The organism is Halobacillus seohaensis (assembly GCF_042663045.1).
GTDB lineage: Bacteria > Bacillota > Bacilli > Bacillales > Halobacillaceae > Halobacillus_A > Halobacillus_A seohaensis.
On sequence record NZ_JBHSZV010000062.1, the window covers coordinates 32,386 to 58,120 of the forward strand.

Consider the following 25,735-nt stretch of genomic DNA (forward strand, 5'->3'; position numbering starts at 1 on the left):
TTTGCTTTTTTTTGATTTCTTTTTTAAGTTTGCTTTAGTATCATCTCAAACTTCTTTTAGTTATCATAGAGTTACGATACAATCATTGGAGTGATAAATTTGAGTAATTTTTCAAAAATAACCTCACGTAAAGGGACAAGGTCTGTAAAATGGGACTTTGCGGAAGAACTTTACCAAAACAAAGATATTCTCCCTATGTGGGTGGCAGATATGGACTTCCAGGCTCCTGAAGCAGTATTGCAAGCTCTTCAAACAAGAGTCGCGCATGGAATCTTCGGTTATACTCTACCTGACGATCATTTAAAAAAAGTGATTATTGACTGGCTTCTTACCCGTCACAAATGGGAAGTAGACAAAGATTGGATTACTTATAGCCCAGGAGTTATACCAAGCCTACACATGACTGTTCAAGCACTTACAGAAACAGAAGATGCAATCTTAATTCAAACTCCAGTCTACCCGCCTTTTTATAGTGTTATAAAGGACCATAATCGAACAATTGTCACAAATTCATTAGTTTATGAAGAAGAACATTATTCGATTGACTTTGATGATTTCGAAGAAAAGATAAAACAAAACAATGTAAAACTATTTATATTATGCAACCCCCATAACCCGGTTGGTCGAGTTTGGACAAAAAAAGAATTAACGAAAATGAGCGACATATGTGTTCAACATGGTGTTACCGTTATTTCCGATGAAATTCATGCAGACCTTATTTTCAAACCTCATAAACATATTCCAATAGCGTCTCTAAATAACGAGATAAAGGAACAAACGGTTACTTGCTTATCTCCTACGAAGACCTTTAATTTAGCTGGTTTGCAAGCTTCTTACTTAGTTACAGCTAATGAAGAAACTCAAAAGAAAATAAAGAGCCAATTTAGTAAACAAGGACTTAACATGTTAAACACTTTAGGTGTAACGGCCATGGAGTCAGCTTATTCTGAAGGGGAAGAATGGCTAGATGGTTTACTCGAAATATTAGAAAGTAATCGTAATTATGTAGAGGAAAGATTTCATAATGAAACCGAATCGATTCGAGTCATACGAGCTGAAGGAACTTACCTTCTTTGGTTAGATTGTCAATCTTTAAACTTCTCACAAGCTGAACTTAAATCATTTATGCAAAAGCAGGCTCAAGTTGGTCTGAATGACGGCGCCTCTTTCGGTGAAGAAGGGCAAGGCTTTATGAGAATAAATATTGCAGCTCCTTTTGAAATCATCGAAAATGGTGTGACTAGAATTATAAATGCTGTTCAAAATCACAAAACTTCCTAGCATCGCTAGGAAGTTTTTTTACTCTTCATTCTCATCTGACTCAGTAGGGTCAGTTGTTTCATCTTTGTCTGCGTCTATCGTAATTTCAGCACAAGCCACTCGATCACCTGAATCACCTGCTGGCTGACTCATTCCATCATCTGCTCCACTATGAATAACTAGTGAAGTTCCCTCTTGCCTTAGTAAAGATGTTTGACCATCCTTTAAAGTAGCACCAGCGAGCATTAACTTAACATCAACAGTCCCATCGCTTCCCGCTTCTATGTTTGGTAAATCACCTGTATGAGCCCCCTTTTCATTCATGAGTCCGTGATCAGCGTTCTTTGGATTAAAATGATTACCCGCACTTTTAAAATCCGGTCCTTTACATTCTGGCCTTTCGTGAACGTGTATCCCATGTATACCAGCAGCTAGCCCCTCTGCTTTTACTGCTACTTCAACGCCATCAGACTGTTCTGTAAAAACAGCTGACCCTATTCTGTCATCTTCCTGGTTATATAAAGGGGACTCAACTGGTGAACGCTCGTCACTATTACACCCCATTAAAAACATAAGACATATAATCCCCATGCAAATTTTCATTAAGAACGTCCTTTCAGAAAAACAAGATATCCATAGTTTTTCCTTTTTACACATTCTTTATAAGTAAAAAATAAGCAAGACTTGAGAAGTTACCTCAAATCTTGCTTATTCGTCTGCTGTTCATTATGTTTTTCGGTGAAATGTTCCGTTTGCTTTTCTTCTTTACGAGAAGCTTTTATAATAAAGTACATCGTCACAACAGCAGCGATCATGAAAACTGCTAACGTCAGCACAGCTGGTAAATATTCAGACTTATCCTCTGGAAAATATAGAAATTCCATCATAGGATGACCACACCCTTCCTTCACAACCGTATTATAACAAAATTCATCACTTTAAGTAGCTGATTCACTATTTTTTCACATTTTACTATCTTTGTTACAATTGTTAAAAGGAGGAATATATAATGACACAATTTCAAGCTGAAGATCTAGTAAGAGCTCATTATAAAACAGGTATTTATATTGGGGAGTTTATCGAAGAACGTCGAAACGCTTTATTAATTAAAGTACTTGCTGTTGAAAAACATCCGATGCAAGGAGACTTACATAATCCCGGTAAAACTGATGATGTATTTTTCCATCAAAGAAAGGCCCTAAGTTATCAAGAAAAGGCTAATATTCATACACAGGCAGTAGAGCCTTATGAGGAAACCGTGGTCCCGAATTACATCGAATCACTGAAACAGTCCGTTCATCAGTTAAAAGAAAAATTAAATCGTAGAGAAACTGATTTTAATGAGTATGCGCTTCGGCAATTAGAAAATCTAGAAGAACAATATTTCAAAAGTCCAAACTCCTAAGAAATGGAGCTTGGACTTTTAATCTCCAGGAACACGTAAATTCTTCTTTTTCTTAACCGGTTCACCATAAATTTTCTTAGTAATTTTAGGTGCTTGCTCGAATAAAACCATTCCAGCAAAAGCAGCAAGCAAGATATAAAGACCACTAAACGTTTTCAAAACCCCGGTTGCCACGCTTGCTATAACAACAGAGAACTCACCTCGGGCACACAAAGAGAGGCCTGCTCTTAAAGAGGCTCGTTTTGATAATCCATAAAACGGACCACCTACTACTCCTAAAATTAGTTTGGCAATAATCGACCAAACAATGATAGTTACAAGCAATCCTATCATCGGTACTCCATTTCCTACTTCTATCGTCGTCCCAAAGTAGATGAAAAAAGTAGGTAACATTAGATCGCGAACAGGAAACACCGTTTGTTCCACCTTGTCAATTTTACCAATTTCAGCAAGCATCATACCTGCTAGAAAAGCTCCTAACACTTCAGATAACCCTAAAAGCAAAGCTAGTCCACCATAAGACAAAGCAATTCCAATAAGTAACGCTATTTTAAAGTCTTCATCAGAAATTCTATCCAAAAAGACCTCGAATTTCTTAAATACAGTTTTGCCAATAATAACGGCAAGCAATGTAAGTCCAACAATCTTTCCAACTAGAGAGAAAAAAGCCAAGGATGTAAACGTTTCTCCAGAACTAACGCCAAATAAAATAGCAACAACAATAGGCGCTACTAAGTCTTCAAAAATCAAGATGGCTAATATGAACTCTGTCTCAGTGTTAGCCATTCGCCCACGATCATCTAGTAATTTCGCAGTTATTGAAGAACTAGTAGCATAAGCAATCCCTCCAACAAGAAAGCTTGAAAATAAATCCAAATTAAATAAAAGGGAAATTCCTGTAGTCACACCTAAACTCAGCAATACATCCAACAAGCCTGAAGGCCATATTCTTTTTGCTATTCCGCCTAGTCGCTTAACGTTAAATTCAAGCCCTAATAAAAAGAATAATAAGACAATGCCGATCTCACTGGCGAAGTGAAGTAATTCATTATCCGCTAAGGCATCTGCTAAAACAATCCCCAGCAAAATATACAAAATCACACTGGGTATTTTAATTTTTATACTTAAGAACCCTAAATAAAAAATAAATAGCAGAATGAGCCCTGCCCCTAGTAAATCAGGAAAATCTGTGTGCACACTAAATCATTCCCCTCCATTACACAATGCTATCATATTATCAATTTGCTCTTGCTTCCCAATTGACATAATCACATTACCTGGCTGTAGCTTAGTGTCCGCTTCAGGGATCGCAATCGTTTTCCCCCCTTGTACGATACCAATTATAGTAACTCCTGTTTTATTTCGAACTTCTGATTCTTCAATGGTTTTATTCACAATAGGCGAACTTGCTTTCAATTCAATCCAATCGATCATAATCTGGTTTTTAAAGATTTTAAGTTTGTCAGCATCAACCGGCTGATAAGTAGCTCCTAGTAATTGAGCACCTAATTCACGAGTTTCATCAGAGGTTAAATCCATAGCAAAATCAGCTTCTTCATTATCTGCTTCGTCAAAGAAATAAAGCTCTCGTTTTCCTGTATGGTGAACAATTAACACAAGCATACAATTCTCAGCTGTTTTTAAAGAAATTTTCTGACCAATTCCAGGAAGTTGAGAAATCGATATATTCATGAGTAATACATCCTTTCCACAATCTGATTTACAGTTAATAATTAATCGCTTAACATATTTTTAATGAAAATTGTAGTGTGTTTAGAAAGGTCGATATTTTCTACACTATACGTATCAAACGTACGATCATCTTTAAAACACCTGATCACCGGGCGTTGCGGAAGCCCTTTGTTTTGAGCGATTATCGAACCAACCTTCCCATTTGATAAACGAACACTACTTCCGTTAGGATAAATTGCGATTGATCTTAAAAATTGCCATACATACTCTTGACCAAACCACACATTTGTTAAGCCTAAAATTTTTTCACAAGCTTCATAAGGTAGTAAAGGTTTAGAGCCATCTTGAGGGGCAACTAAGTTATCATAGTAATTTGTGATGCCAACAATTTTAGCATAAGAATGGATTTCGTCTTCTTTAATCTCTCTAGGTGCTCCTGATCCATCAATATGCTCATGATGCTGAAAAGCAACGTGAGCGGTTAGTGTACTTAATTCACGATTTTGCCTAAGTAAATCAAACCCTTCCCATGCATGATGTCTTTGACTACCGTTAGAGTGAACAGCAATTTTCCCAATATCATGAAGCAATGCACCAGTCCCTAGATCACGTAATTCCTGCTCCTTATAACCAAGTTTTATCCCTACAAGTATTGACATAATTCCTACATGAACAGAATGGATAAGTGATTGATTATTTATAGTCCGAATATCAGATAAATGTAATAGCACTTCCGGTGAGTCAATTAAATCATCTATGATCAACGTAGCAGATTTCTTTACACGATCGGGATTAAACCCCTTTCCTGACTGAATATAATCGAAGGAAGTCGATAAGTTACTCAATAATTCTTGTTTTGTCTCTTCACTAATAGAATCGTTCGTAACAGATTCCCCTTCTTCATCCTGCAAGTATATCGCCTCTACCCCCATTCCTTTTAATCGAGAAATGAGACCAATGGTTAACGTAATTCCGCTATTGAGTAGAATGCGACCATCATCTGAATAAATATTCTTACCTAAGCGATCATTTTGTTGTACATGTTGGATTAAAGCATAACGCATATATTCTCCCCCGATCCTCCCTACCTATTATGTTTATTCTATCAGTTGGATAATTGTCATTCCACATCTTTATTTGTTTTCCGCCCCTTTGTATGGTAATTTTAAAACGAGTTAAATGTTATAAGGAGGTCTTGCCAATGAGTGTACATATTGGTGCAAAACCCGGAGAAATCGCAGATAAAATTTTATTACCTGGTGACCCGCTTCGAGCGAAATATATAGCAGAAAATTTTCTTGAAGATACTACTTGCTACAATGAAGTTCGCGGTATGTATGGGTACACAGGTACTTATAAAGGAGAACGCATTTCGGTGCAAGGCACAGGGATGGGCGTACCTTCTATTTCTATTTATGTTAATGAATTGATGGAAAGCTATGATGTACAGAAACTCATCCGAGTTGGTACATGCGGTGCCTTGCAGAAGGATGTTAAAGTACGTGATGTAATCCTTGCCTCAACTGCTACTACTGATTCGCAGATGAACCGTATGGTCTTTGATGGAATCGATTATGCGCCTGCCGCTGATTTTCATTTATTGAAGAATGCTTACGATGCAGGAGTTCAAAAAGGGCTTAAGCTACGCGTTGGAAACGTATTTACGAGCGATAGTTTCTATCGTGATCACGCTATGGATTTATTCAATCTGCTCGCTAAATACAATGTCTTGGCTGTTGAAATGGAAACAACTGCACTTTATACATTAGCTGCAAAGTATGATCGTGAAGCTTTATCTGTTCTTACAGTTAGCGATCATATCCTTACAGGTGAAGAAACTTCATCAGAAGAAAGACAAACGACTTTTAATGAAATGATCGAAGTTGCTCTAGAGGCAGCCATCCAGGATTAAAAAAAGCCCATAAAGGGCTTTTTTTTATGAATATATAGCAATAGCTGCTAAAGTTCGCGCCATTACCCCAGATGGACCTTTTGGACCTAGATCGTGAGGAGATTCAGCCATTGAAGTTCCTGCAATATCTAGATGAACCCATGGAGTTTCTTCAGCAAATTCTCCCACAAAAGCTCCTCCCATAATCGGGTGGGCTTTACTCGTAGGGGAATTATTTAAATCAGCCACATCACTATTTCTTACTTGTGCTTGATAATCTTCATTATACGGCAGTTGCCAAATCGGCTCTCCCATTTGTTCAGCAATTTGTTGCACATTGTTAAATAACTTCTGATTATTCGTCATTGCTCCTGTCATCCATGAACCAAGGGCAGTAACTACACCACCTGTGAGTGTTGCAACATCGATAATACGAACTACTTTTTGCTTTTTAGCATAAGTAACACCATCAGCTAAAGCCAGCCGACCTTCTGCATCGGTATTCAATACTTCTATTGTCCGACCACTCATAGAAGTAATCACATCGTCAGGTTTGAACGCTGAACCTGAAATCATGTTATCAGTAGATGGGATAACAGCTAATATATTACACGTTGGTTTAACGCGACCAATGGTTTCCATTGCCCCTAATACAGCAGCTGCTCCTCCCATATCCCCTTTCATCCCTGGCATTCCTGTTTTAGATTTAATAGAGTATCCACCCGTATCAAAGGTGATGCCCTTCCCGACGAAAGCTGTTACATTTCCCCATTCAGGTAACCCTTGATACTTTAATACGATCATGGCTGGTGGTTCGGTTGACCCTTGGTTAACTGCTAATAAAGCCCCCATCCCTAATTGCTCCATCTCTTCTTTCTCTAAAATATCCACCGAAAAGTCATGCATGAGTGCTAACTCTCTAGCAAATTCAGCCATAGAAGTAGATGTAAGTAAATTTGCTGGTGAATGGATTAAGTGCCTTGCCGTATTCACTCCTTTACTCATTGCATATCCCATTGCTAATGAATTAAGTAATTCTTTATGATCAAGATTACCAACCAGAGTTATCTCATGTAGATAATCAAGTTTCTTTTCTTCTGTTGTTTTGAAATGTGCCAATTGATAAGTAGACATTCCCATACTCTCAGCAATAAGAGAAGCGCCTTCACTTGGACTCATTGAAGAAGGAAGAACACTATCAAACGCAATCGATACCTCAGTAATTCGATCTGCTTGCAACCTTTTAAACAACCTCCCAAAGACTTTACGGTAATTGTTGCGATCAAGATTTTTTTCCTCTCCTAACCCTAAGAAATAAATTCTTTTTGTTTCTAAGAGTTTGTTCGGTAAATATTTTGATACTTCCTTATAGTTACTTGATATATCTCCATCCAATATGTAATCCGTCAAGATCCCTTCTACACCTTCATTTAATGTTTGAAATGTGACGTTTTCTTCAATTTGTCCAGAAAATAAACCAACAACTAAAGCTTCTTCTTTTTGTAACAAGTCTTGTCTTATATTAAACATTTTTTAACACCTCCAACTATTAGTATACTAGATTTTAGTACTGATCTAAAAAAGGACAATGAATAATTATCTATGATACAATCATAATACTATAAATTTTGAATTCACTTCATTTAGTGTAGTAGAAGAAAGGATGTCCAAATCGATATGGAAGTACTACATAACTTCCCTTTGTGGGCCGCAATCGCAGCTATATTATTTGCACAAATAGTTAAAATCCCTATCCAATTCCTAGCTTCTAGAAAACTTGATCCTGGTTTAGCTTTTAGCACTGGAGGGATGCCTAGTAGTCACTCTGCAGCCGTTACGGCATTATCTACAGCAGTCGGAATTGATCATGGCTTTAATTCATCTATTTTTGCTGTCGCTGCTGTATTTACGATCATCGTTATGTTTGATTCAACAGGAGTGAGACGTCAAACAGGTGAACAAGCCATTATGTTAAATATACTGCTGAATGATTTTCAACGGTTTGTTGGAGAAGCAAAAGAGTGGGCGACTAAAGAGGAATACCAAAAAAGAGAAGAGTTAAAAGAATTGTTGGGACACAAACCCATTGAAGTATTTTTCGGAGGACTGACAGGAATATTACTTACAACTTTTCTTCATACACTTATCTATTAAATAAACCAAGCCGGCCGTCCGAAGACAGCTGGCTTGGTTTACTTTACTCTCCAAGAATTTCATTTCTAAAAACCTCTAACGCCTCATTATCATTATAGTAAATTAAATCCTTTTCGCGTAAAGTTCCATCGCCTTCTTCAATGACAAATACGTCTATTTCTTTTTTACCCCACTGATTATAAACATCCTCCACGCTTGGATAATATAAGTCAATCTTGTCTCCTTTAATGGCTGAACCTGTATCAGCTACCACACCATACCCGTACCCGGGAATAAAAAGCACTGTTCCTAATGGAAATATTTCTAAATCAGCAGCAATGGTTGAGTATAAATCTCTTTTCACTTCGACCCCTGAATAAGTTATTCCAAAGGCAGGATGGTCTGCATGTTTACCTGTTGACTCATGACCTGCTGTATAACCAGTCGCTGTCACTGTATATCGTGGAAATTCAGAAAGATTTAAAATATCCTCTAACGAATCTTTATTAATGGATGCAGAAGTCGCAGCCGATTCACTAGAGGTGTTCGTTAATGTTAATTCTTCTCCACTCTCTTCGCTCTTCGTTAGTTCCTTTAAAGTAATCCAATCATTTACATCCTTTAAAGAAAGGTTCGAAATACTTAACCACGTACTATAAATCGCCCCAACAAACAAAATAAATAATAAAATCCGTTTAAAAATTTGAGTCATGATGAATTCACCTCTCGATGTTCATCATGTCCAAAACGTTCCATCTCTATTCAAAAAAAGTCCGTAACTAGGGACGTCTTATCCTCTAGTTACGGAACTCCTATTAAAACATTTGGTATCCATTTTTCCTTAACCATTTTATAACTATACCAGCAACGATCGTACCGGCAAAACCGCTCACTAAAACAATAATATCAACGACTTTCAGATGAATTAATTGGTCAAATACGGTAGAAAAGGCATTTGATGTATCTGTGAAATATCGACTAATTTCAAAATTATCAACGATGAGCAAAATAATGACTGGATAAACGATAGCCATAATCCATGATGAACGAAGAATCATATTTAATAAAAAGCCAATTCCAAAGAAAAGCACAAAAAACAACAGCAATGAGACAGCAAACTGTACAATGTTCAACTAAGTTCCCCCTACTTGTAAAAAAGCAAAGACAGTAGAAAAACTGCCTTTGCTTTGTAAATCATTCTTATTTAAAGAAGTTTAACTTTCCTTTTTTCAAGACAAGTCCTAGACCACCTAGTTTAAGAAGGTAGCGATTATCAATGACCTTCTTCATAGCCGTTGCTGACCAACCAAATAACTTCTTATCATCAAAAACGACTCCGATTGCATCATCATGACCTAAAGAAGCAACAGTACCTTGAAGGTTTGGCTTAAACGGTTCTAAATGCTTATCACCGCTCACAAGCTTCGTAAGGTTCTCAGCTGTGTTTTCAGCCATTTGAATCGCAATCTGAGCTGTTGGTGGGTAAGGTCGCTCAGTTTCTTCATTAAATATAAGAGCACAATCACCAACGATGAACACTTCTGGATATTGTTTACTCCTTAAATCAGGCTCTACAGGCATACGGCCACGGTTAGCTTCAAATCCAGACTCTTCAACTAAGGAATTACCGCGAACGCCAGCTGCCCATACTACAGTGTTTGTTGCAATTTCCTCACGCTGTTCATCTTTTTCAAATACTAACTTATTTTCCGTTACTTCTTTAATCATCGCACCAATTTTGAAATCAACACCCTTAGCTTCTAGGGAGTTCATCGCATATTCGACAAGCTCTGGATCAAATCCAGGCAAAGCAGTAGGTGCAGCTTCCACATTTATCAGACGGACTTTTTCACGTGGAATATCGTATTCTTTACACAGTTCAGGTATACGGTTAGCAAGTTCACCAACAAATTCAATACCAGTAAATCCAGCACCACCTACAACAATGTTTAAGCGCTCTTCTTTTGGATTTGCTTCATTATTATATTTAGCAAAATTGTACTCGATATGCTGACGGATCAAACGAGCACTATTAATACTGTTAATCGTGAAAGCATTCTCTTTCAGTCCTGGTATTCCAAATGTAGCAGCCTCAAAACCTAGACCAATAACCAAATAATCGTAACTAAGTTCACCATCTTCTAAAACAACTTTCTTTTCTTCTGGTAAGATACTAGAGACAGTATCTTGTACAAAATTCACTTGACTTGTATTCACAACATCATTAATAGCAATACGTGTACGGTCGTGGTGCAGCGTACCTGCCGCATTCTCGTGTAACCAAGTTGTTTGATAATGATAACTATGCTTGTTTACTAAAGTAATATTTGCATCATTAGGTCCAAGACTTTTTTGCAATTTCACCGCAGTCATAATCCCACCATAACCTGCGCCAAGAATGACAATGTTTGGGTTGTTCATGAAAATCACTTCCATCTCTATAAATTTTACACTAAATATGTTACCTTGTGACTCGTTTCACACAATCATACATAAAAAAAAGCCTATCAATTTATATATATCTGTCACAAAATCGTAATTTATTTTCTAGAGTCAATATTAGACTTTTTTTTTATTATTTTCAACCCTTTCTTGATTTGTCCAAAGGTTGTAAATATTCCGATAATTATAAAGCGCTTACTCGGTAAACTTTCGTGCTTACACTTAGGGATTTGTGATAGAATAGGAAAAGTGTCATTTGATTTTGAACAGGGGGACAACTATATGAGTGATAAAGTTTATGATATAACCATAATCGGAGGCGGACCCACTGGTTTATTTACAGCATTTTATGGTGGCATGCGTCAAGCAAGCGTTAAAATTATAGAAAGTCTACCTCATTTGGGTGGTCAGCTATCAGCTCTCTATCCAGAAAAATATATTTTTGATGTAGCAGGATTTCCTCGTGTTGGAGCTCAAGAATTAGTTGATAATTTAAAAGAGCAAGCATTAGCATTTGATCCAGCTATTTCTCTTGAACAATCTGTTCAGACGATCGAACGTCTTGAAGACGGTTCTTTTAAGCTTGTTACAAATAAAGAAGTACATTATACAAGAACGATTATAGTAACAGCTGGAAATGGAGCCTTTCAGCCACGTCGATTAAAAATAGAGGGAACAGAAAGATTCGAAGATACCAATCTTCATTATTATGTAGATGATATGAACAAATTCGCTGACAAAAAAGTGATGATTTGTGGCGGCGGCGATTCAGCAGTAGATTGGGCATTAATGTTAGAACCCATTGCCAAACAAGTAAACCTTGTTCATCGTCGGGATAAGTTTCGTGCCCACGAGCATAGCGTAGAACAACTGAACAATTCTAAAGTAAATTTGATGACTCCTTATGCACCTGAGAAGATGATTGGAAACGAACGTATTCAACAGGTCGAACTACATGAGGTTAAAGGGGATAAAGTAGATACCATTGATGTAGACGAAGTCATTGTAAATTATGGTTTTATATCTTCTTTAGGTCCAATAAAAGAATGGGAACTTGACATCGAAAAAAACAGCATTATTGTCAATTCTAAAATGGAAACAAATATCAAAGGCATTTATGCAGCAGGTGACATTTGCACTTACCCTGGAAAAGTTAAACTAATTGCTACAGGATTTGGTGAGGGACCTACTGCCGTTAATAATGCAAAATCCTACATTGATCCAGACGCCAGAGTACAACCAAAGCATTCAACAAGTATGTTTTCATAAACCTATTTGTTTCTATAATATGCCCAAGAAAAAACATCTTCTCCAAACTTTGGAGAAGATGTTTTTTTAAAAAGTTACTTTTTTTCTATCAAGTTATTAGAGAGTCACAAACATGTTTAGTAGTTAATAATAAATATAAAGATTCCCCCTTTATCAGATTTAATGATGAAGGGGGAATATAAGTACGGAGATCATCCACTACATAAATTACTCACCAAATTGGTTAGAAATGTGAGTAAGTGAAATACAATTTCTATTGTAGTATAATCACCCTTTAATGTATAGGTGTTTTAAAGGATTAAAGTGTGAAAGTTTTGAAAAAATAATCCTCCATCAAAACTATTGACGAAAGACATTTCCTCCTCCTAATTGAAAAAGCTATTGTTCACTATGTGGATAGCCTTCTAATTGGTACGGATTAAATATTTAACTCACATCCCGAATCCGTTAAGCTAATCTCTATTACGTTTGATAAACCTTTGCAAAAACAAAAACCTTCTTAACGAAAATTCACTCCGCTAAGAAGGTGACTGCTGATATCCCGTTACCCCTTGTGAATTAATTAATTCACAAGGGGTATTAACAAACATGTTTGGACTTTGTATTTATTGAAAATTAACAGTTCGGGTCAGGTGTACCCGCATTCGTCGCCGTTTTGAAAGAAGATCCACAGCCACAGGAAACGATTGCATTCGGGTTATCGATCGTAAAACCTCCGTTATGCACCTCGAACCCCTTACCGTTATGTTAAGCGCTAGGTTATACGGTTTTCAGTAATTCTTCCATTATATACACGGCTGTTATCGTTCAATTGGGTTATTATTACTCAACCTCAGTAGCGATAGATTACGTTATTACAATTCTACCCAAAGTTTCCGCATAATACAAGCCCCATTATACAATCGCTCTCAGTTGAATCGAAGCGTACTATCACCCGTCTAACGTAAACTAATTCGCTTATATGGCGCCTGAGTACATTAACCGCTTTTCGTATAAACTTTCGCTCGAACTCTGTATTCATCGCAAGCCTGTTTGATCCTGCGCTTTCGTGAATCGCTCACCGTAAAAAACACGACTATAGGCGGCTTGGAGAACTGCTGCTCAATTAACGGAAGTAAGTGGGCGTACCTTTCGAGTTTCTTGCGATTCTCTCGCATACTTTGAGTACGGTCAATCTCGATAAATGTCATTATATTTCCGTGGGAAAACGTTGCGTCCGGAGTAATCGAAACTGTCTCGCCGTGCACCTTAAATCGCATCCGTTCCTCAGTCCGCCAGTCGTCCGGCATCCCTAAGCGTAGGTAAGCGTCATTACGTAATAAGGCGTGTTCAATATAGCTAACCTTACGCGCAACCTCTTGCGTGCTTCCGATTAAATCCCGCCCGGCCTTTGCTAACGAGTAAATCTTCGCCTCTTTGCGGAATGACTGAATTAGCTTTGCGGTTTCCAGTTCGGAAAGTATTCGGTTAGCATTACGCACACCCGCTAAGTCGTGTAACTGGCGCAAGTGTTCGCGCGTTGCGAATTGTAGCTTATCCAAACTGGACAAGATCGCTTCGTTTCGTATCTGGCGTTGTTCCGACTTCGTTAACGTTGCCATTGTTTCCTTCCCCTTTCGGTTCCTTTCGTTTGTACTTATCTAATCGGCTCAGCATGTTGTCGTCCTCAATGAGAGGCGTCTGTATCTCTTCTCTCGTACTCGTCTTGTATATAGCGCGACCTGGTATGGTCAATTCTTCACTACCTGTGTCGTCAATAGCGACTAAGCTCGCCGTTTTCGTAGGTAGTCGGAAACTAACGCCACCGTCGGCATTTTGTTTAACCTGACGCGGTAAATTGTCGGCGGTCGGATATTGTGATCCGTAAATTAGCCGATAGCCAAGCGCTCCTGCTACGCGTGTGATTTCGGACATTACGTACTGGCAATACTGCATCGCTTTCTTTTCTTCCTTATCCATAAACGGAGCCGGTGCTAACTGAGCGCCTTCGTCGATAATGATAAATGTGCGTTGTTTAACTCCGCTCTTAACTACGTTAGTTATTCGTTTCTGCCGCATCCACTTCATCATTTTTTCTATTTCCGCGTGGACCTCTTCGAATATTTCCTTTGCCTCGCTCGTATCCGCGCCTACCTTTACGACCTGCCGTAAATGATCGAACCTCCCGAACTCTAATCCGCCTTTCATGTCGATGATATATACGCGTAGGTTATCGGGATTTGTTTCGATTAATGAGGTGAGGACCGACTTTAGCAGAATTGATTTTCCATAACGGGTCATGCCCGCGACTATCATATGCGGCCGCTTTTCGAAGTTATGGTAAACGGGACCCTCTAATGTGAGCCCTAACGGAACTTGCCAACCGCCTCGCTTCGGAAAGCTGTCGTGATTAACTTCGGTAGGTAAGTCCTCGTTATATGCCCGGATGAACAGCTTAGAATGTTCGGTGTAAATTCGGACTGGCTTCGTGAATATTTGCGTGAGTGCTTCCGTCACCTTTTCATTAAGACACAGGCCGAACGGTAAGAGGTATTCATACTCCACATAATGATCACGTTTATATACTTCTATCAGCTTAGGCGGTTTTTCGTTTACGGTAAATTTCGTATTTACGAATACTAATCGAATCATCTCCTTTGTAGTGAGCGACCTTCTAGTCGAGAGATATCCAAGATAAGCTAGTAATCCTGACCAGTAAAAAACATCAGGTGAAAAGTACATAATAGAAACCTCCTAAAAAATAAAATACATAAGTATTGTGACTGACGAATGGCAGGAGAAGGAATGAAGATGAAAGGGAGATAATAAGGGTTGGAATATTCCTTGGTAGTTGCACGGTGGGAAATATAGTTGGAATACTCTATACCTCTTTCCTTTCACTCTTCCAATATATATACCTTAATCTATGCAATAGAGCCTACTAAACTTGCCTGTCCATGTGAAATAAACATCCAAAAATGTGAAGTAATAATTCAAAAGGGTTATGTATTTGTTTGTCGAATATAGATAATAGGTGATTCTATGAAAAGCAGAATAAAAGAATGGATCGTAAGAAAAGATTTATCTAACGAGGAAGTTTCGCGGAAGCTAGAGGTTTCCAGAGAGACTGTCTCAAAATGGGCAAACAATAAAGCATATCCATCGTTAAAAATGGCTTATAAATTGGCCGACCTCCTGAATGTGAAAGTTGATGATTTGTACGATCGAAAAAAGGAATAAAAAAAAGCGGGCCCCGTCATTTTGTTCGTTTCTCTGCAATCTTCGTCAACCTTTTCGGACGACCTATGCTACGTTAAAGGAAATAAACGGAGGTTGATCGAATGGGCGTATTTAAGAAGTTAATGGAAGCAGAACGGAAGTATCAGGCGAAGATAAGCGAATGGGACGATAAAGCTAAGAAGAAAGGCGATGAGGCGAAGGTGAAGCAGGCGGATGCAAAGCCGGAATCTCCCGGCAAGCCCGCCCGAAAACGCTGGCGTGATGAGACGTCTAACGAACGCTGGCTCGGTATTGGAAAGATGTTCGCAGGCGCTACGATTTTTTATTACGCTGCGGTTCCTATGGCGGTATTGTTCGTAATACTCCTTTTCATAGGCGTAGGATTATGGGACTTTATCGTCGGGTTGTTCTAACGGAAAATATACGGAGTTTGGAATAGTAAGGGACGAGCTATATCGTTGTGTAAAAAGATAGCACTCGTCCCAAGACTTAAATTTTCCGTCGCGTATAATAAAGTTTAGATTTGCGCCTTATTCCTCATCATACCACTCGCCTTGAATCATGGTCATCTGGCGCATAAGAAAGCTGCGAATCTCATCGTCTGGAATCGTAGGTATGTAGGACTGTACGTAGGTTGTCGGAGAGTTTTCAGGGGCTTCGTTATCTTTAACGGTAATGAGGCGATCACCGTCCGCCATTTTAACGGCTTTCGTTATTTCGTATTGGCTTAGTCCGTAAAGCTCGAGGGTGCGGCGTGTTTTGTACGGATCATCAAACATATTGCGGTCAACTCCTTTTTATTTCATCGGAGTTATATTCGACACTTTCCGTTAATTTCCTTCTAAATAAAAAAGAGCTCCCTCCTGCTTATTTGCAGGTAGAGATCCCTCTTTATTCTATATCCAATTGATCTAACAATTGAGATTCTAAGAAATCCATTCGTGGTTGTCGTAAATAATCTTGCTTTTCTAACAAAAGACTTTTATGTATTGTGGAAATCTGAGTCAAATCAATAGCAATTCCGTTTCTTCCTTTTGGAACGAAGACAAAGCCCTCTAATGAATCGTCTTTTAAATCTTCATACCACGGCTTCTTTGTCTCATATCCTTTAATTCCGAATACAGGAGCAACTTGGACATATTTAAAACGTTCAGATTGATTCACATTATTATTTGAAAGTATAACCACTTGTCTTGGCTTTACCGTAACGACCACATCTTGCTCTACCGCACTAGGTCTCCCATTCGGTCCAATTATCGAATCAAAATTACCGTGTCTTTCTTCAACTGATAAATTTCCATTTTCATCGGTCATCAAAAATTTTAAAGGCTGCTCTGTATCAGATAGATAATACATCGCAGCCTGAAAGAAGTATCCTTTTTCAATCTCACCCCAGTTTTCAGGGTGAATATATCTAGAATGCGGCACTTATCTTAGTCCTCCCCATAGACCTGCTTATAAGTCAGGTTGCTCAATCCACCGTTTCTTTCAGATAACTTATTGATCATCTCCATTCTTTCCGGATTCGTTGTAGCATAAAGATTAGATCTTTTTGTCTTTGGTCTTCTTCGCCTCTTTTGTGTAGGAGCATATTGAGTAATCGCCATCTTTTTATCCTCCTTTTTGTTATCACACAAATGCAACACCACCTTTTTGAGTAGTATTACATAGTATGCCTAACTTCTTATTCTGACTATACACCCTGATTACCACTTTTATCAAGTATATAATTAGATTTTGTTAGTAAAAGCACACTATTACCAACTATGTTTATTCAATTCCCGAACCTCTAGAACCATAAACGCAGGAGCTCGAAAGCTCCCGCATAACATTTAGTGTTTCGGCCTGTTCATCATTTCGTTTAATTCGTCCATTTCACGCTCAATCTCTTCGTCTGAATAAGTGCGTGAGGCTTTCGGTGTGCTTTCGTCTATAATCTCGGAGCGTTCGACTAATCGACCATGAAGCTTATACCACATCTCTAAAGCTTTAACCGAGGCATTACCGTTATTTGACGCGCCTTCTATTAGCTTCATCAGTTGTGAGTCGACTTTACTGCGATATGCCGCCAGCGATACATCGGAAAGGGCCTCCATATATTTGATAAAAATGAGCTCCTTTTTCCACTCATAGATAGTCTTACGGGATACCCCCACTTCTTCAGCGATATCTTCAACCTTTCTTACCTCGCCCTTAGGTGCGAAGTCGTTCGCAACCAATAGATGAGCTGCTCTAATCTTCCTGTTGTCTAAATGTGCTTCAATGTCCTTAATTGTTTTCATACTTCAATTCCCCCTCTTTTTGACTTTCTTCTAGTAATGGCTCAATCTCTTTATAGTGAGCGATCACTTTATGAATCTCTTCCCGTACATTCTCTTCGCTATCGCGCAGCCAAGCGACTCTTTCGTAAAGTCCTTCATTACGCAAGTCTGTTAGACTGCTCTCGTTTTCGTGGAATAACTTCATCATACGAGCGCTCTTATGCAGACTATGCTTTACATCGTCCATGTCGTAAGGCTCACCGCTATCGAGTACGGCGTTATACTGCCGCATGCTCCGGACAACTCCACGTACTAACCCGGAGTACATCGATAATTTATCGGAATACCGGAGCACCGCGAAATACGGCTCTACATCGTCGAAGTAACTCGTATCGACTGGAATAATCCGCCCTGCCTTAATAGTCGCCCCTATATAATGGGTAACTACTGGCAGTAAAGGACGGACGTGCTCATCGAAAATCACGGTAGCGAGCGCGTCATCGACGAAATCTTCGGCAGGAGCCTCCGCAGGTAAACCGGCTTCAACCCGCCTTTCTTGCCGTTCTCTTTTCGCTTCGTCTAGCCTTGTCCGGTACTCTTTTATACGTTGATGATGCGTCATTTCTGCCATTTACCTTATCTCCTTTCCGGTCGTTGATCGCTAAGTTAATCAATTAATCACCTCTTAACTAAATCGTTTGTCTCGATCTTGTTCTCGTTTCTGAATCGTCGAGACTTCGGGCTCAACTAAACGGCCGACTATGTGACGGTCCATCTTTATGACGGTTTCATGCCCGTTTTGATATCTGTCGGCAAACAGTTGGTATCCTGACGCAACGGCCTCAGCGATTCTGTCTGTATCCGTATTGCTACTTCCGGAGCCACTACGCGAAGCTGCGATTTGCTTTCCGAGTCCCTCTCCATATGAGTTAGCGTGCGTAGATACACTAAAATTGCGGTCTGTTGCCATCTTATCGAGAGGCTTCGAAACGGTTTCCGCTAGTTTCGTTGCAGCCCGCTCTACCGGAGACTTCATACGTTCGAGTCCGACTAATAAACCTGTTCCGATGTTTCCGCCGATATCCGCCATAACGCGGGACGGTGAGTGAATGTTTAATGCGCCTCTAATAGTGCCTGATATCCCGCTCGCAATGCTTCGTGCCTTACTGAATAGAGCGCCTGCCATTCCACTGATACCGTTGAGTAAGCCAGCCATGATATTCGTACCGATAGAGTGCAAATTAATCGCGTTTAAGAACGCCTGAGTCGTATTCCATAAGCGTTGAACCGTAGAGTTTAATCGATTCATACTATTTGTTACGGCCATTAGCTGAGCACGGAACTCGGCTGTTGTTTTTCTTTGCATAGCTGAGGTTTTAGTTGCCGTCGTGCTTTCCGCGTTACCCCATTGTGAAGTTACGTTGGAGTCCATATCGCCCATGAAGCTAGATACGTCTCCACTCATACCCTCAAAATTCGAGAGGACGTCGGAGCTCATCAATCCTGTATCGGTACTTACGATACCGGACATTGAAGAGAGTGATTTACCTGTCGTAGCTTCCATGCGTCGTACGTTATCCCCGACCGCACTATCCATTCCTCCGAAGTTTTGATCTACATTGGATTTCATTCCGGGAAGATTAGACGAGAACAATCCTTGCATATTGGTTAGTCCACTGCTTATATAGCTTTCCATTTGACCCATATTCGTAGATACGTCCGTGCTCATTGCTCCAAAATCCGTGCTTACCTTCTCTTTTTGTTTTTCGCCTTCGATACCTATTTGGCCGGTCATTTCCTGCCATTGCTCTTTTACGAATCCGCCGATTTTACCTAGCGGACCAGTGACCCACTCAGGCATTTTGTTCCATATCTTCTGCGTATAGGCAGCGATTTTATCCCAATTTATCATGATGTAGCTCGCTAACATTCCTACTAACGAAAGGATGACCCCAATAGGTCCAGCGAATCGTAATAAGAAAATACCTGCGCGAGTAATAACAGGAGCTAACCGAACAAATACTCCGCCTAGTTTTCCTATCCAACTAAATACCTTAGAGATAACAGGCCATAGGAATCGGAATGCGTTGGTTAAGACGAGCACAATCCCCGCTCCAATCTTCAATACCCCGACTAATACGGGTAACAATGCGATTAGTTTACTTATCCAGGGATTGTTTTGCATAAGCGCAGTGGTCCATTGAAGGAAATTATTAATTATTGGCAACATAACGCTGCCGATTTCAGCAAAACCTTTAGCCAATTCTAAGCCGAACCTCGTTAGGTTTCCGATTAATTCCAATACGCCCGGAGTATTTTCGCGTACGAAGCTAACGAAGTCTTTGAAGCCTTGACTCTCCGACAGCGCCCCACCCCATTCTTCGAACTTCTGCGTCATATCTTCGAAGCCGGAGATCATATCCTTCGAAAGTGGGGCGAATGCAACTCCCATACCTACTAACCCGCCTACAATGTTACCGAGAATATTGAGTAACTTTGGACCTTGGTCACGAACGAAATTCAAAAAGTCCTCAAACTTCTGCGAGCCCGATAAACTTGCAGTCCATTCGCGGAAGCTCTCAGCCATGCGTAATAGCCCCGATTCAATTTCGGAGGCAAGGGGGTCAAACGCCCGCATTAAATTCCCTATTCCGACTAGGAAGTGACCTAACGTTTCAGAAATCGCGGTAAACGCCCGTGGTGCTGCGGTTTCTAGCCAGCTAAAGATCGCTTTAACGTCCGCCGACCCCATATTTTCCCGCAAGCTGGCGCCTACGTCCTTAAAGGCTTCGGCCATTCCTTTAACCGCAGGCGACGCTAACTTCACCGCTTGTTCTGCCGCCTGGAACATACTCGCCATTCCCTCGTAAATAGGGTCGCTTACGGAGTCTTTTAATTTTCCGAACGTCTCTCGTAATTTGTCCAGCGCACTAAGGGCGCCCCTCGTACTATCCGATAACGAGTACCATTCGTCTGTATTCCGTTCTATACTCTTGTCCATGTCGGCTAAGTCGGAGCCTAGAGTAAAAAGGAACGGAGCCAATAGACCAGCGCCACTAGCCGCCGCACCTAGCGAGCTGGCTAAGCCAAGAGTTCCGCCGGCTACCGTTCCTAGTACCGGAAGCATCGCACCCAGACCTCCCGCCAAGACTCCTAACGCAGTAACTGCCGGAGGGACCATCGTAAGGATAGATCCGGATATAGAGGATCGAAACACCGTACTAAACGACCTTATCTTATCCGCCAAATTATCTATGTCCCGGTTGAAACGATCAGCGCTTACGGACACATGCGTCACGATTCGCCTTGGAATGCTGTCCGCTTTCCGCTCCACCCGTGATAATTCTTGAACGGCTTTTGCCGATTGGACGTTGACGGAAGGCGCAATATTTCGGTCAATGCTGTCAGCCGTTCGTTTGAACGATTCTAATTGGCCTTGCATACGCCTTAAAGGCTTAGTGAAACGGTCTGTAACGCTAACTCTGTACGTAATATTCTTTTTAGCCGCCATACCTCTCACCGCCTGCTTCCAGTGCGAAACGAGCGCGGTTGAGATTCAGAATCGCTAAATTAAGCGCCGGCTCATTGATCGTATCGGCTGCGTGTATTAATCCGGCCAATCCTGCGAGTAGGTAATGACGCGATGTTTCTTCATGGGGCAATAGTTCACCTTCGTCTAGCCGTTCCAATTCCTCTTTTCTGCGTTTTAATTCGATAGCAACCCTTTTCGGATTCTTCGAATAGTTCCTCCATGTTTTTTCTGTCTTGCGTGCTAATTTCATATACTTAGTCAACACAATTGTCATCTCTCCTTTGTTTTGATAAATAAAAAGAGCCGATCATTTAAGATCGACCCTAAGTCCCTGGCGCCGCCCTGTGGACGTCACCTATTTCTACTGGATGATGGCATCGGTTAGGCCCTCGCATCCAGCGTTTATTATTCGGTCTTACCTCGTTCTGCTGCGTCTTTTTGCTCGCTATCTGTAAGGAAATAAACGTGTTTATAATCGTTATCTCTGTAGCTATTTAACGGAGCAACCCCGCCGACTACCTCGCTCTGAGCCGACTGCAACTCGGTTATTTCCCGTTTTATTTCCCGAATCTTCGCGTCGATTTCCTGCTTCTGATAATTGTCGGAACGAGGCGCGTTTCCGCTTACAGACCCGTCTGGAGCCAAACGATAAGATTCAAGTTCTAGCGCTTGTACTTCACGTAGCAAGGCGTCTCTATGCCGCTTAATTGGCGCGGAAAGTTGTTGCAAAGTTTCGTTTGCGTCCGCTTTAACCTCATCGACCTCGCGTTTGATCGAATGATGACCGGCGAGTGCTTCGAGGTACGCTTGTCGCGCCTTCTCGATCTTATCTCGCTGTTTTTCCTCCGCCGTGCGCTTCGTGGACAGCTTCGATTCCGCTTCGTCTTTGAGCGTCCGGATATGCTCGACGACTTCCGTGGACTCATATTCCGGTGTGTTTCGTTTGGATTCGGTGAGTACCGCCAACTCCTTTTGAGTAGCCTCGATTTCACCGTCCACATCATCGAGCTTTTTCGGATCGAAGCCGACGGTCGGATCGTATTCCGCGGTGATCTGCGACTTCTTCGCATCGAGTTCGGTGATTTTCGTACGTAACTCTTCCTCTCGATCGAAGAAGGCTTGGCGCTTCTTAGACTTTTGCGCGAGAAACTGCTTTGCTTGCTGTAAGAATGATTTAGCCATTATTCTTCACCTCTATTCATCTGAATGTAAGAATCGATTGTCATCAAGTAAGCCCTTGTCCTCGAGTCGGGTGTTCCTCTCTCGTTGTACTCATTTTTGACTGCATCATAATGCTCTTTTAAGGATTCTTTGCTCATACCTTGTAGTGTTTGGCTATTGATTCTCATTTGAACTCTCCCCTTTTTCTGATTCTTCTATTGTTTTCATCATTTTTTCCGCCCAACTTTTTCCGCCGTTCAATTTTTTGCTCCTGCGATCATCCCGTGGACTCCGCATCTCTTTCCGATTTTTTCTACGGCCCATCCTTACCACCTCCCATAATACGTTCATTTACCGTAGTTTTACGGCTTAGTGCACCCTCTGCCAGCAACTTCGGCTCTTCATATGCTTGGTGATACGGTTGCCTCTGAAAATTCATATTTCTCGGAAAGGTGACGGCGAATCCTTTTTTCACCTGGAAGTCACTCATCCTAACTATCGCGGGTTCTTCGGGCTCTAACATTTCGAAAATGTGATCACCAGCAGATATGAAAGTCTCTCGATTGCTTAATCGACTACCGAAATATAAAGAGGCTATATATAACGTCTCTTTTTCCTGATACTCGATGATCCCTAACGCCGTTTCTGACTCTTCTCGGATCGCAAAACATTTGAATTTCCTTTTAATAATTGACCCCTCCCGTAAGACGATTTATAAGTGCATATAGCGTTTTTACGTTGAAATTTATAGGGGTAGCCCCGCATTTCTCGGATACTTCTACCGTGTCAGGTGTCGTAGGTATCGAACGCCCCTTATGTCCTAGAAATAGGGGGCTGCTACTTACCTCGGTAAAGCCGGATTTGCTCCTTCATTGCGTACCCTTCGACCGCAATAACCGTTTCGTCTTCGTCCTTGTGTGCAAGTGATACGTTAGGAACACGCTCAAGAATCGATTTAATGTGCGGTGGGTACGTGCTGTGCACCGACCAGGTATCGCTAACCGGGTCATATGCGTAATGGGTTTCTTGTTCATTTCGTGGGTAATAAGCCATTTAAACCTTTCCTTTCAATTGAAAAAGAGCCCCGGTTAGGAGCTCTCGTTCATCGTATATTTCGACGGCTAACTCGTATCTTTCATCGGATTGTAGCCGTTCGATCGTCCGTCGACTCTTCGTGAATATTTCGTTTTTCATTTTCTTCCGCCCCATTCCAAAGCTATTTTTTAATCTCTAATTCTTTTTTGATTGCTGACATTGCTTCTCGAATTTCCTGTCTTACATACGTTTGACCATTACTCTCTAATATTGCTAGTCCGACAAGGTATGTCGCTAACATACTTCCTCGATCTTTCTCCATCCCATCACCTCCCATTTCCCTAAGTAATTTGCTATCCTCCGGCACTCGCCCTCATCGGATGACGCTATTCACGCGTTTCAAACGTTGTCCTGACTTTGTATCGTGTTTTCTCACTTATCGGCTTTGACTCGTTTTCCATCGCTGATATATACGACTGGTGGAACCCGATCCTCCCAGCAAATTCCTCTTGCGTAAGCCCCTCTTTAAATCGAATTTGTCTTAATTGCTCTCCGTTCAACTTCCTCACCTCCTTAAAAATCGCATAAAAAAGACGCCTTGGTGGGCGCTTAATTAAATAGAGCTTTAATCACTTTTAAGGACTCCCCGTCTCCTCCGAAAACCACTCGTGGGTTAGCGATAATTCTACGATTCCGTTTGTCATGGACATTCTGCGGAACCCAGAAAACCGGTTGCCCGTCTATTTTTATATTATCGAGAGCACGTTTCAGTTTGTACGTATCTTTATAACCTAATAACGCCGCTAGTTTTTCGAGGTTCATCGGTCGTATTAATTCCTCATCCGTCTCTTCCGGGTTATAACAAATGATATTAGTATTGAAGTTTAGAAACGGAAGTACGGAATAGATAACGGCTAACTGAGCCAACCTACGTCCTTTAAACATCGTATATAAATCTCGAACGGTCTTCCGGAACATCCTCGTATAATTAAGGTTGGTGATGTCGTATTCATGCTTTTTTAAGCTGCCTCGATAAAATACGGTAGGATTGACGAATATTTCCCCGGATTCTTTCTCATATAAGATACCTTCCGTCTTATAACGTTTGAATAACTCGTTAAATCGCTTTGTGGACATGTCGACCATTTCCTCTAACTTCTTCTTACGGATAATGTGCTTACCGCTTTGTAGGCGATTAGTTTCCCAGGCGACGTATGTGCCGATGAACATTAGACGCGCCGTGTCCTGTGCGGATAGTGACGGGAATCTCTCCTCCATCATGCGAGCCTGCTCGAAAAAGGCGAATACGAATTTTCCGTTCTCTATTTGGTGCTCCGTTAAGGTATCGACCGATTTTAGCGCCCTTACTTGATCGTCTGTTGTTTTCGATACCACTTCTACCATGTGATCGACGTCAGTTCCGTTTGCGCTTGTCGCTTTACCGTCCTCGAAAGTTACGTTTTCCTTAACCGCCATAATACCTCGCTTAACTTTCGGGTTAAGGTCTTGCCACATTTGCTGTTCTTCTAATCTTTTTGCGTTTCCCATTCCCATCCACTCCTCGTAATAAAATATTACACTGCTTTGACGTCCGTTTTTTCATCGAATACACTGCTTTGACGTCCTTATTACTTTTGGCTATTTCCCTCCTAAAACCCCGTCATATCGCCGTTTAACTCCTATTTTCTAGGTTTTTGGTTATTCCTCAATATCTCTTCAGTCATCATCTTTTAGCACATCTGCGTAAATACAACTACAAATAAGGGCTAGTGATTTAAGTTTCATTCGCCTTGAATACAAACCATTCAAGTCGCCACCAACTCCTACTACGCATAGTTCTTTCGTAAAGGAGATAACGTGATTAAGGATAGATAGCAATGAGGGCGGTTTTCCCGAGTTGCCCGGGCGCTCTATGCCCGGAATATATTGAACTTAACTACTCCGCTTGTAATCGTTTCTCTATTTCCGTTAGCATCCGTAGCTCCGCGTCTTTAATCGGTAAAGCGTCTCGGATAGCCTGCGCCTTGCTTTCCGGAATATCTCGATAGCCCGCCTCGATTAGTGAGATGAACGACGGATGTACTCCGACCTCTTTAGCTAGTTTTCCTTGCGGCCAGCCGCACGCCTTACGTGCCATTCGGATAGTTTCGCCAGTTAATTTCATAAGTGCGTTCCCCTTTCGTATTAATATTTGCTTACTATGTCGCCAATTTAAAAACGCCCGCCGCCGATTGAGCGCGAGCTATGTAAAAAAGTTCCTTCCCCTTATAGCCGCCATACAGGGGGTAAAATGTGACGTTTTTATTTAAAAAAGTTCCTTCCCCTTATAGCCGCCATACAGGGGCAAATGTCCACGTTTTCACTCTCCCCTTATTACGCTTTTTATAAGGCAAAATATCACGTTTTCGTAAAAAGTTTTCCTCATTCTTTAGTAC

Annotated in this window: 34 protein-coding genes and 1 pseudogene; 7 read left to right on the top strand and 28 right to left on the bottom strand. The window is 40.8% G+C overall.

All coding sequences use genetic code 11. The annotated features are described in order from the left end of the window. Window positions 1–99 precede the first annotated feature (99 nt). Entirely contained in the window at window positions 100–1,281 is a 1,182-nt protein-coding gene (locus ACFQIC_RS19365) for a MalY/PatB family protein (protein ID WP_204708441.1), read from the top strand. Window positions 1,282–1,299: 18 nt separating this feature from the next. On the opposite strand, the gene ACFQIC_RS19370 is transcribed toward ACFQIC_RS19365, so the two are convergent. Both ACFQIC_RS19370 and ACFQIC_RS19375 read right to left on the bottom strand, forming a co-directional pair. After that, the gene (locus tag ACFQIC_RS19370; RefSeq protein ID WP_390217716.1) at window positions 1,300–1,851 is read right to left on the bottom strand and encodes a superoxide dismutase family protein; all 552 of its coding nucleotides are present in this window, start codon (window positions 1,849–1,851) and stop codon (window positions 1,300–1,302) included. Window positions 1,852–1,952: 101 nt separating this feature from the next. Continuing rightward, window positions 1,953–2,147 (bottom strand): hypothetical protein, encoded by a 195-nt coding sequence (locus ACFQIC_RS19375; protein WP_204708439.1) that lies wholly within the window; start codon window positions 2,145–2,147, stop codon window positions 1,953–1,955. A gap of 122 nt (window positions 2,148–2,269) precedes the next feature. On the opposite strand from ACFQIC_RS19375, the gene kapB reads away from it, so the two are divergent. Continuing rightward, entirely contained in the window at window positions 2,270–2,665 is a 396-nt protein-coding gene (gene kapB, locus ACFQIC_RS19380; protein ID WP_204708438.1) for a kinase-associated lipoprotein KapB, read from the top strand. A gap of 18 nt (window positions 2,666–2,683) precedes the next feature. On the opposite strand, the gene ACFQIC_RS19385 is transcribed toward kapB, so the two are convergent. Genes ACFQIC_RS19385 through ACFQIC_RS19395 form a run of 3 tightly spaced genes read right to left on the bottom strand, consistent with a single transcriptional unit; the run spans window position 2,684 to window position 5,421 of the window. After that, complete coding sequence (locus ACFQIC_RS19385) at window positions 2,684–3,862, bottom strand: cation:proton antiporter (protein ID WP_204708437.1); 1,179 nt, start codon at window positions 3,860–3,862, stop codon at window positions 2,684–2,686. 6 nt (window positions 3,863–3,868) lie between these two features. After that, window positions 3,869–4,357 carry a cation:proton antiporter regulatory subunit gene (locus ACFQIC_RS19390; RefSeq protein WP_204708436.1) on the bottom strand — a complete coding sequence of 163 codons (489 nt, stop codon included), beginning with the start codon at window positions 4,355–4,357 and terminating at the stop codon, window positions 3,869–3,871. 41 nt (window positions 4,358–4,398) lie between these two features. Beyond that, window positions 4,399–5,421 carry an HD-GYP domain-containing protein gene (locus tag ACFQIC_RS19395; RefSeq protein WP_204708435.1) on the bottom strand — a complete coding sequence of 341 codons (1,023 nt, stop codon included), beginning with the start codon at window positions 5,419–5,421 and terminating at the stop codon, window positions 4,399–4,401. A gap of 137 nt (window positions 5,422–5,558) precedes the next feature. On the opposite strand from ACFQIC_RS19395, the gene deoD reads away from it, so the two are divergent. Next, a complete protein-coding gene (gene deoD, locus ACFQIC_RS19400; RefSeq protein WP_204708434.1) occupies window positions 5,559–6,269 on the top strand; it encodes a purine-nucleoside phosphorylase in 711 nt (236 codons plus the stop codon). Window positions 6,270–6,293: 24 nt separating this feature from the next. On the opposite strand, the gene ACFQIC_RS19405 is transcribed toward deoD, so the two are convergent. Beyond that, a complete protein-coding gene (locus tag ACFQIC_RS19405; protein WP_204708433.1) occupies window positions 6,294–7,778 on the bottom strand; it encodes a leucyl aminopeptidase in 1,485 nt (494 codons plus the stop codon). A gap of 147 nt (window positions 7,779–7,925) precedes the next feature. Here ACFQIC_RS19405 and ACFQIC_RS19410 point away from each other — a divergent pair, with 147 nt between their 5' ends. Further along, window positions 7,926–8,402 (top strand): divergent PAP2 family protein, encoded by a 477-nt coding sequence (locus tag ACFQIC_RS19410; RefSeq protein WP_204708432.1) that lies wholly within the window; start codon window positions 7,926–7,928, stop codon window positions 8,400–8,402. A gap of 43 nt (window positions 8,403–8,445) precedes the next feature. Here the strand turns inward: ACFQIC_RS19410 and ACFQIC_RS19415 are convergent, their stop codons facing one another. The 3 genes from ACFQIC_RS19415 to ACFQIC_RS19425 all read right to left on the bottom strand — a co-directional run bounded on the left by ACFQIC_RS19415 (window position 8,446) and on the right by ACFQIC_RS19425 (window position 10,802). Further along, window positions 8,446–9,093: a 3D domain-containing protein gene (locus tag ACFQIC_RS19415; RefSeq protein WP_204708431.1), complete on the bottom strand. Its 648-nt coding sequence runs from the start codon at window positions 9,091–9,093 to the stop codon at window positions 8,446–8,448. A 103-nt stretch (window positions 9,094–9,196) separates the two neighbouring features. After that, window positions 9,197–9,514: a YuiB family protein gene (locus ACFQIC_RS19420; RefSeq protein ID WP_204708430.1), complete on the bottom strand. Its 318-nt coding sequence runs from the start codon at window positions 9,512–9,514 to the stop codon at window positions 9,197–9,199. Between the two features lie 67 nt (window positions 9,515–9,581). Continuing rightward, a complete protein-coding gene (locus ACFQIC_RS19425; RefSeq protein WP_204708429.1) occupies window positions 9,582–10,802 on the bottom strand; it encodes an NAD(P)/FAD-dependent oxidoreductase in 1,221 nt (406 codons plus the stop codon). A gap of 303 nt (window positions 10,803–11,105) precedes the next feature. Between ACFQIC_RS19425 and ACFQIC_RS19430 the strand changes: the two genes are divergently transcribed. Beyond that, complete coding sequence (locus ACFQIC_RS19430) at window positions 11,106–12,092, top strand: NAD(P)/FAD-dependent oxidoreductase (RefSeq protein WP_204708428.1); 987 nt, start codon at window positions 11,106–11,108, stop codon at window positions 12,090–12,092. Between the two features lie 615 nt (window positions 12,093–12,707). Here the strand turns inward: ACFQIC_RS19430 and ACFQIC_RS19435 are convergent. The 3 genes and pseudogenes from ACFQIC_RS19435 to ACFQIC_RS19445 all read right to left on the bottom strand — a co-directional run. Next, window positions 12,708–12,809 (bottom strand): annotated as a pseudogene (locus tag ACFQIC_RS19435) (HesB/IscA family protein); the annotation flags it as partial. Window positions 12,810–13,069: 260 nt separating this feature from the next. Beyond that, window positions 13,070–13,693: a replication-relaxation family protein gene (locus ACFQIC_RS19440; RefSeq protein WP_204708427.1), complete on the bottom strand. Its 624-nt coding sequence runs from the start codon at window positions 13,691–13,693 to the stop codon at window positions 13,070–13,072. Beyond that, complete coding sequence (locus ACFQIC_RS19445; RefSeq protein ID WP_204708426.1) at window positions 13,626–14,813, bottom strand: FtsK/SpoIIIE domain-containing protein; 1,188 nt, start codon at window positions 14,811–14,813, stop codon at window positions 13,626–13,628. Before ACFQIC_RS19445 ends, ACFQIC_RS19440 begins: the two co-directional genes overlap by 68 nt. 300 nt (window positions 14,814–15,113) lie before the next feature. Here ACFQIC_RS19445 and ACFQIC_RS19450 point away from each other — a divergent pair, with 300 nt between their 5' ends. Both ACFQIC_RS19450 and ACFQIC_RS19455 read left to right on the top strand, forming a co-directional pair. Beyond that, window positions 15,114–15,311 (top strand): helix-turn-helix transcriptional regulator, encoded by a 198-nt coding sequence (locus ACFQIC_RS19450; RefSeq protein WP_204708425.1) that lies wholly within the window; start codon window positions 15,114–15,116, stop codon window positions 15,309–15,311. Between the two features lie 101 nt (window positions 15,312–15,412). Then, window positions 15,413–15,724, top strand: coding sequence for a hypothetical protein (locus ACFQIC_RS19455; RefSeq protein ID WP_204708424.1), 312 nt, complete (start codon window positions 15,413–15,415; stop codon window positions 15,722–15,724). A 117-nt stretch (window positions 15,725–15,841) separates the two neighbouring features. On the opposite strand, the gene ACFQIC_RS19460 is transcribed toward ACFQIC_RS19455, so the two are convergent. The 16 genes from ACFQIC_RS19460 to ACFQIC_RS19535 form a co-directional block, all read right to left on the bottom strand. Further along, a complete protein-coding gene (locus ACFQIC_RS19460; RefSeq protein ID WP_204708423.1) occupies window positions 15,842–16,090 on the bottom strand; it encodes a hypothetical protein in 249 nt (82 codons plus the stop codon). A gap of 112 nt (window positions 16,091–16,202) precedes the next feature. Further along, window positions 16,203–16,739, bottom strand: coding sequence for a hypothetical protein (locus tag ACFQIC_RS19465; protein ID WP_204708422.1), 537 nt, complete (start codon window positions 16,737–16,739; stop codon window positions 16,203–16,205). Between the two features lie 5 nt (window positions 16,740–16,744). Next, the gene (locus tag ACFQIC_RS19470) at window positions 16,745–16,918 is read right to left on the bottom strand and encodes a hypothetical protein (RefSeq protein WP_204708421.1); all 174 of its coding nucleotides are present in this window, start codon (window positions 16,916–16,918) and stop codon (window positions 16,745–16,747) included. 225 nt (window positions 16,919–17,143) lie between these two features. Continuing rightward, complete coding sequence (locus ACFQIC_RS19475) at window positions 17,144–17,593, bottom strand: phBC6A51 family helix-turn-helix protein (protein WP_204708420.1); 450 nt, start codon at window positions 17,591–17,593, stop codon at window positions 17,144–17,146. Continuing rightward, window positions 17,580–18,203: a hypothetical protein gene (locus ACFQIC_RS19480; RefSeq protein ID WP_204708419.1), complete on the bottom strand. Its 624-nt coding sequence runs from the start codon at window positions 18,201–18,203 to the stop codon at window positions 17,580–17,582. Before ACFQIC_RS19480 ends, ACFQIC_RS19475 begins: the two co-directional genes overlap by 14 nt. Before the next feature lie 54 nt (window positions 18,204–18,257). After that, on the bottom strand, window positions 18,258–20,789 hold the full coding sequence (locus ACFQIC_RS19485) for a phage tail protein (RefSeq protein WP_204708418.1): 2,532 nt from the start codon (window positions 20,787–20,789) through the stop codon (window positions 18,258–18,260). A 283-nt stretch (window positions 20,790–21,072) separates the two neighbouring features. Continuing rightward, window positions 21,073–21,354 carry a hypothetical protein gene (locus ACFQIC_RS19490; RefSeq protein WP_390217724.1) on the bottom strand — a complete coding sequence of 94 codons (282 nt, stop codon included), beginning with the start codon at window positions 21,352–21,354 and terminating at the stop codon, window positions 21,073–21,075. A 155-nt stretch (window positions 21,355–21,509) separates the two neighbouring features. After that, window positions 21,510–22,286 carry a hypothetical protein gene (locus tag ACFQIC_RS19495; RefSeq protein ID WP_204708416.1) on the bottom strand — a complete coding sequence of 259 codons (777 nt, stop codon included), beginning with the start codon at window positions 22,284–22,286 and terminating at the stop codon, window positions 21,510–21,512. Beyond that, window positions 22,286–22,453, bottom strand: a complete 168-nt coding sequence (locus ACFQIC_RS19500) for a hypothetical protein (protein ID WP_204708415.1) — start codon at window positions 22,451–22,453, stop codon at window positions 22,286–22,288. Before ACFQIC_RS19500 ends, ACFQIC_RS19495 begins: the two co-directional genes overlap by 1 nt. Then, window positions 22,440–22,589, bottom strand: coding sequence for a hypothetical protein (locus tag ACFQIC_RS19505; RefSeq protein ID WP_204708414.1), 150 nt, complete (start codon window positions 22,587–22,589; stop codon window positions 22,440–22,442). The genes ACFQIC_RS19500 and ACFQIC_RS19505 overlap by 14 nt, the downstream gene beginning before the upstream one ends. Further along, complete coding sequence (locus tag ACFQIC_RS19510) at window positions 22,579–22,704, bottom strand: hypothetical protein (RefSeq protein ID WP_390217726.1); 126 nt, start codon at window positions 22,702–22,704, stop codon at window positions 22,579–22,581. Before ACFQIC_RS19510 ends, ACFQIC_RS19505 begins: the two co-directional genes overlap by 11 nt. Before the next feature lie 614 nt (window positions 22,705–23,318). Next, entirely contained in the window at window positions 23,319–23,459 is a 141-nt protein-coding gene (locus ACFQIC_RS19515) for a hypothetical protein (RefSeq protein WP_204708413.1), read from the bottom strand. 22 nt (window positions 23,460–23,481) lie between these two features. Continuing rightward, the gene (locus tag ACFQIC_RS19520; RefSeq protein ID WP_204708412.1) at window positions 23,482–23,622 is read right to left on the bottom strand and encodes a hypothetical protein; all 141 of its coding nucleotides are present in this window, start codon (window positions 23,620–23,622) and stop codon (window positions 23,482–23,484) included. A 64-nt stretch (window positions 23,623–23,686) separates the two neighbouring features. Next, on the bottom strand, window positions 23,687–23,860 hold the full coding sequence (locus ACFQIC_RS19525) for a helix-turn-helix domain-containing protein (RefSeq protein WP_204708411.1): 174 nt from the start codon (window positions 23,858–23,860) through the stop codon (window positions 23,687–23,689). 49 nt (window positions 23,861–23,909) lie between these two features. Beyond that, entirely contained in the window at window positions 23,910–24,848 is a 939-nt protein-coding gene (locus tag ACFQIC_RS19530) for a hypothetical protein (protein WP_204708410.1), read from the bottom strand. A gap of 388 nt (window positions 24,849–25,236) precedes the next feature. Beyond that, window positions 25,237–25,464, bottom strand: coding sequence for a helix-turn-helix domain-containing protein (locus tag ACFQIC_RS19535; protein WP_204708409.1), 228 nt, complete (start codon window positions 25,462–25,464; stop codon window positions 25,237–25,239). Window positions 25,465–25,735 lie beyond the last annotated feature (271 nt).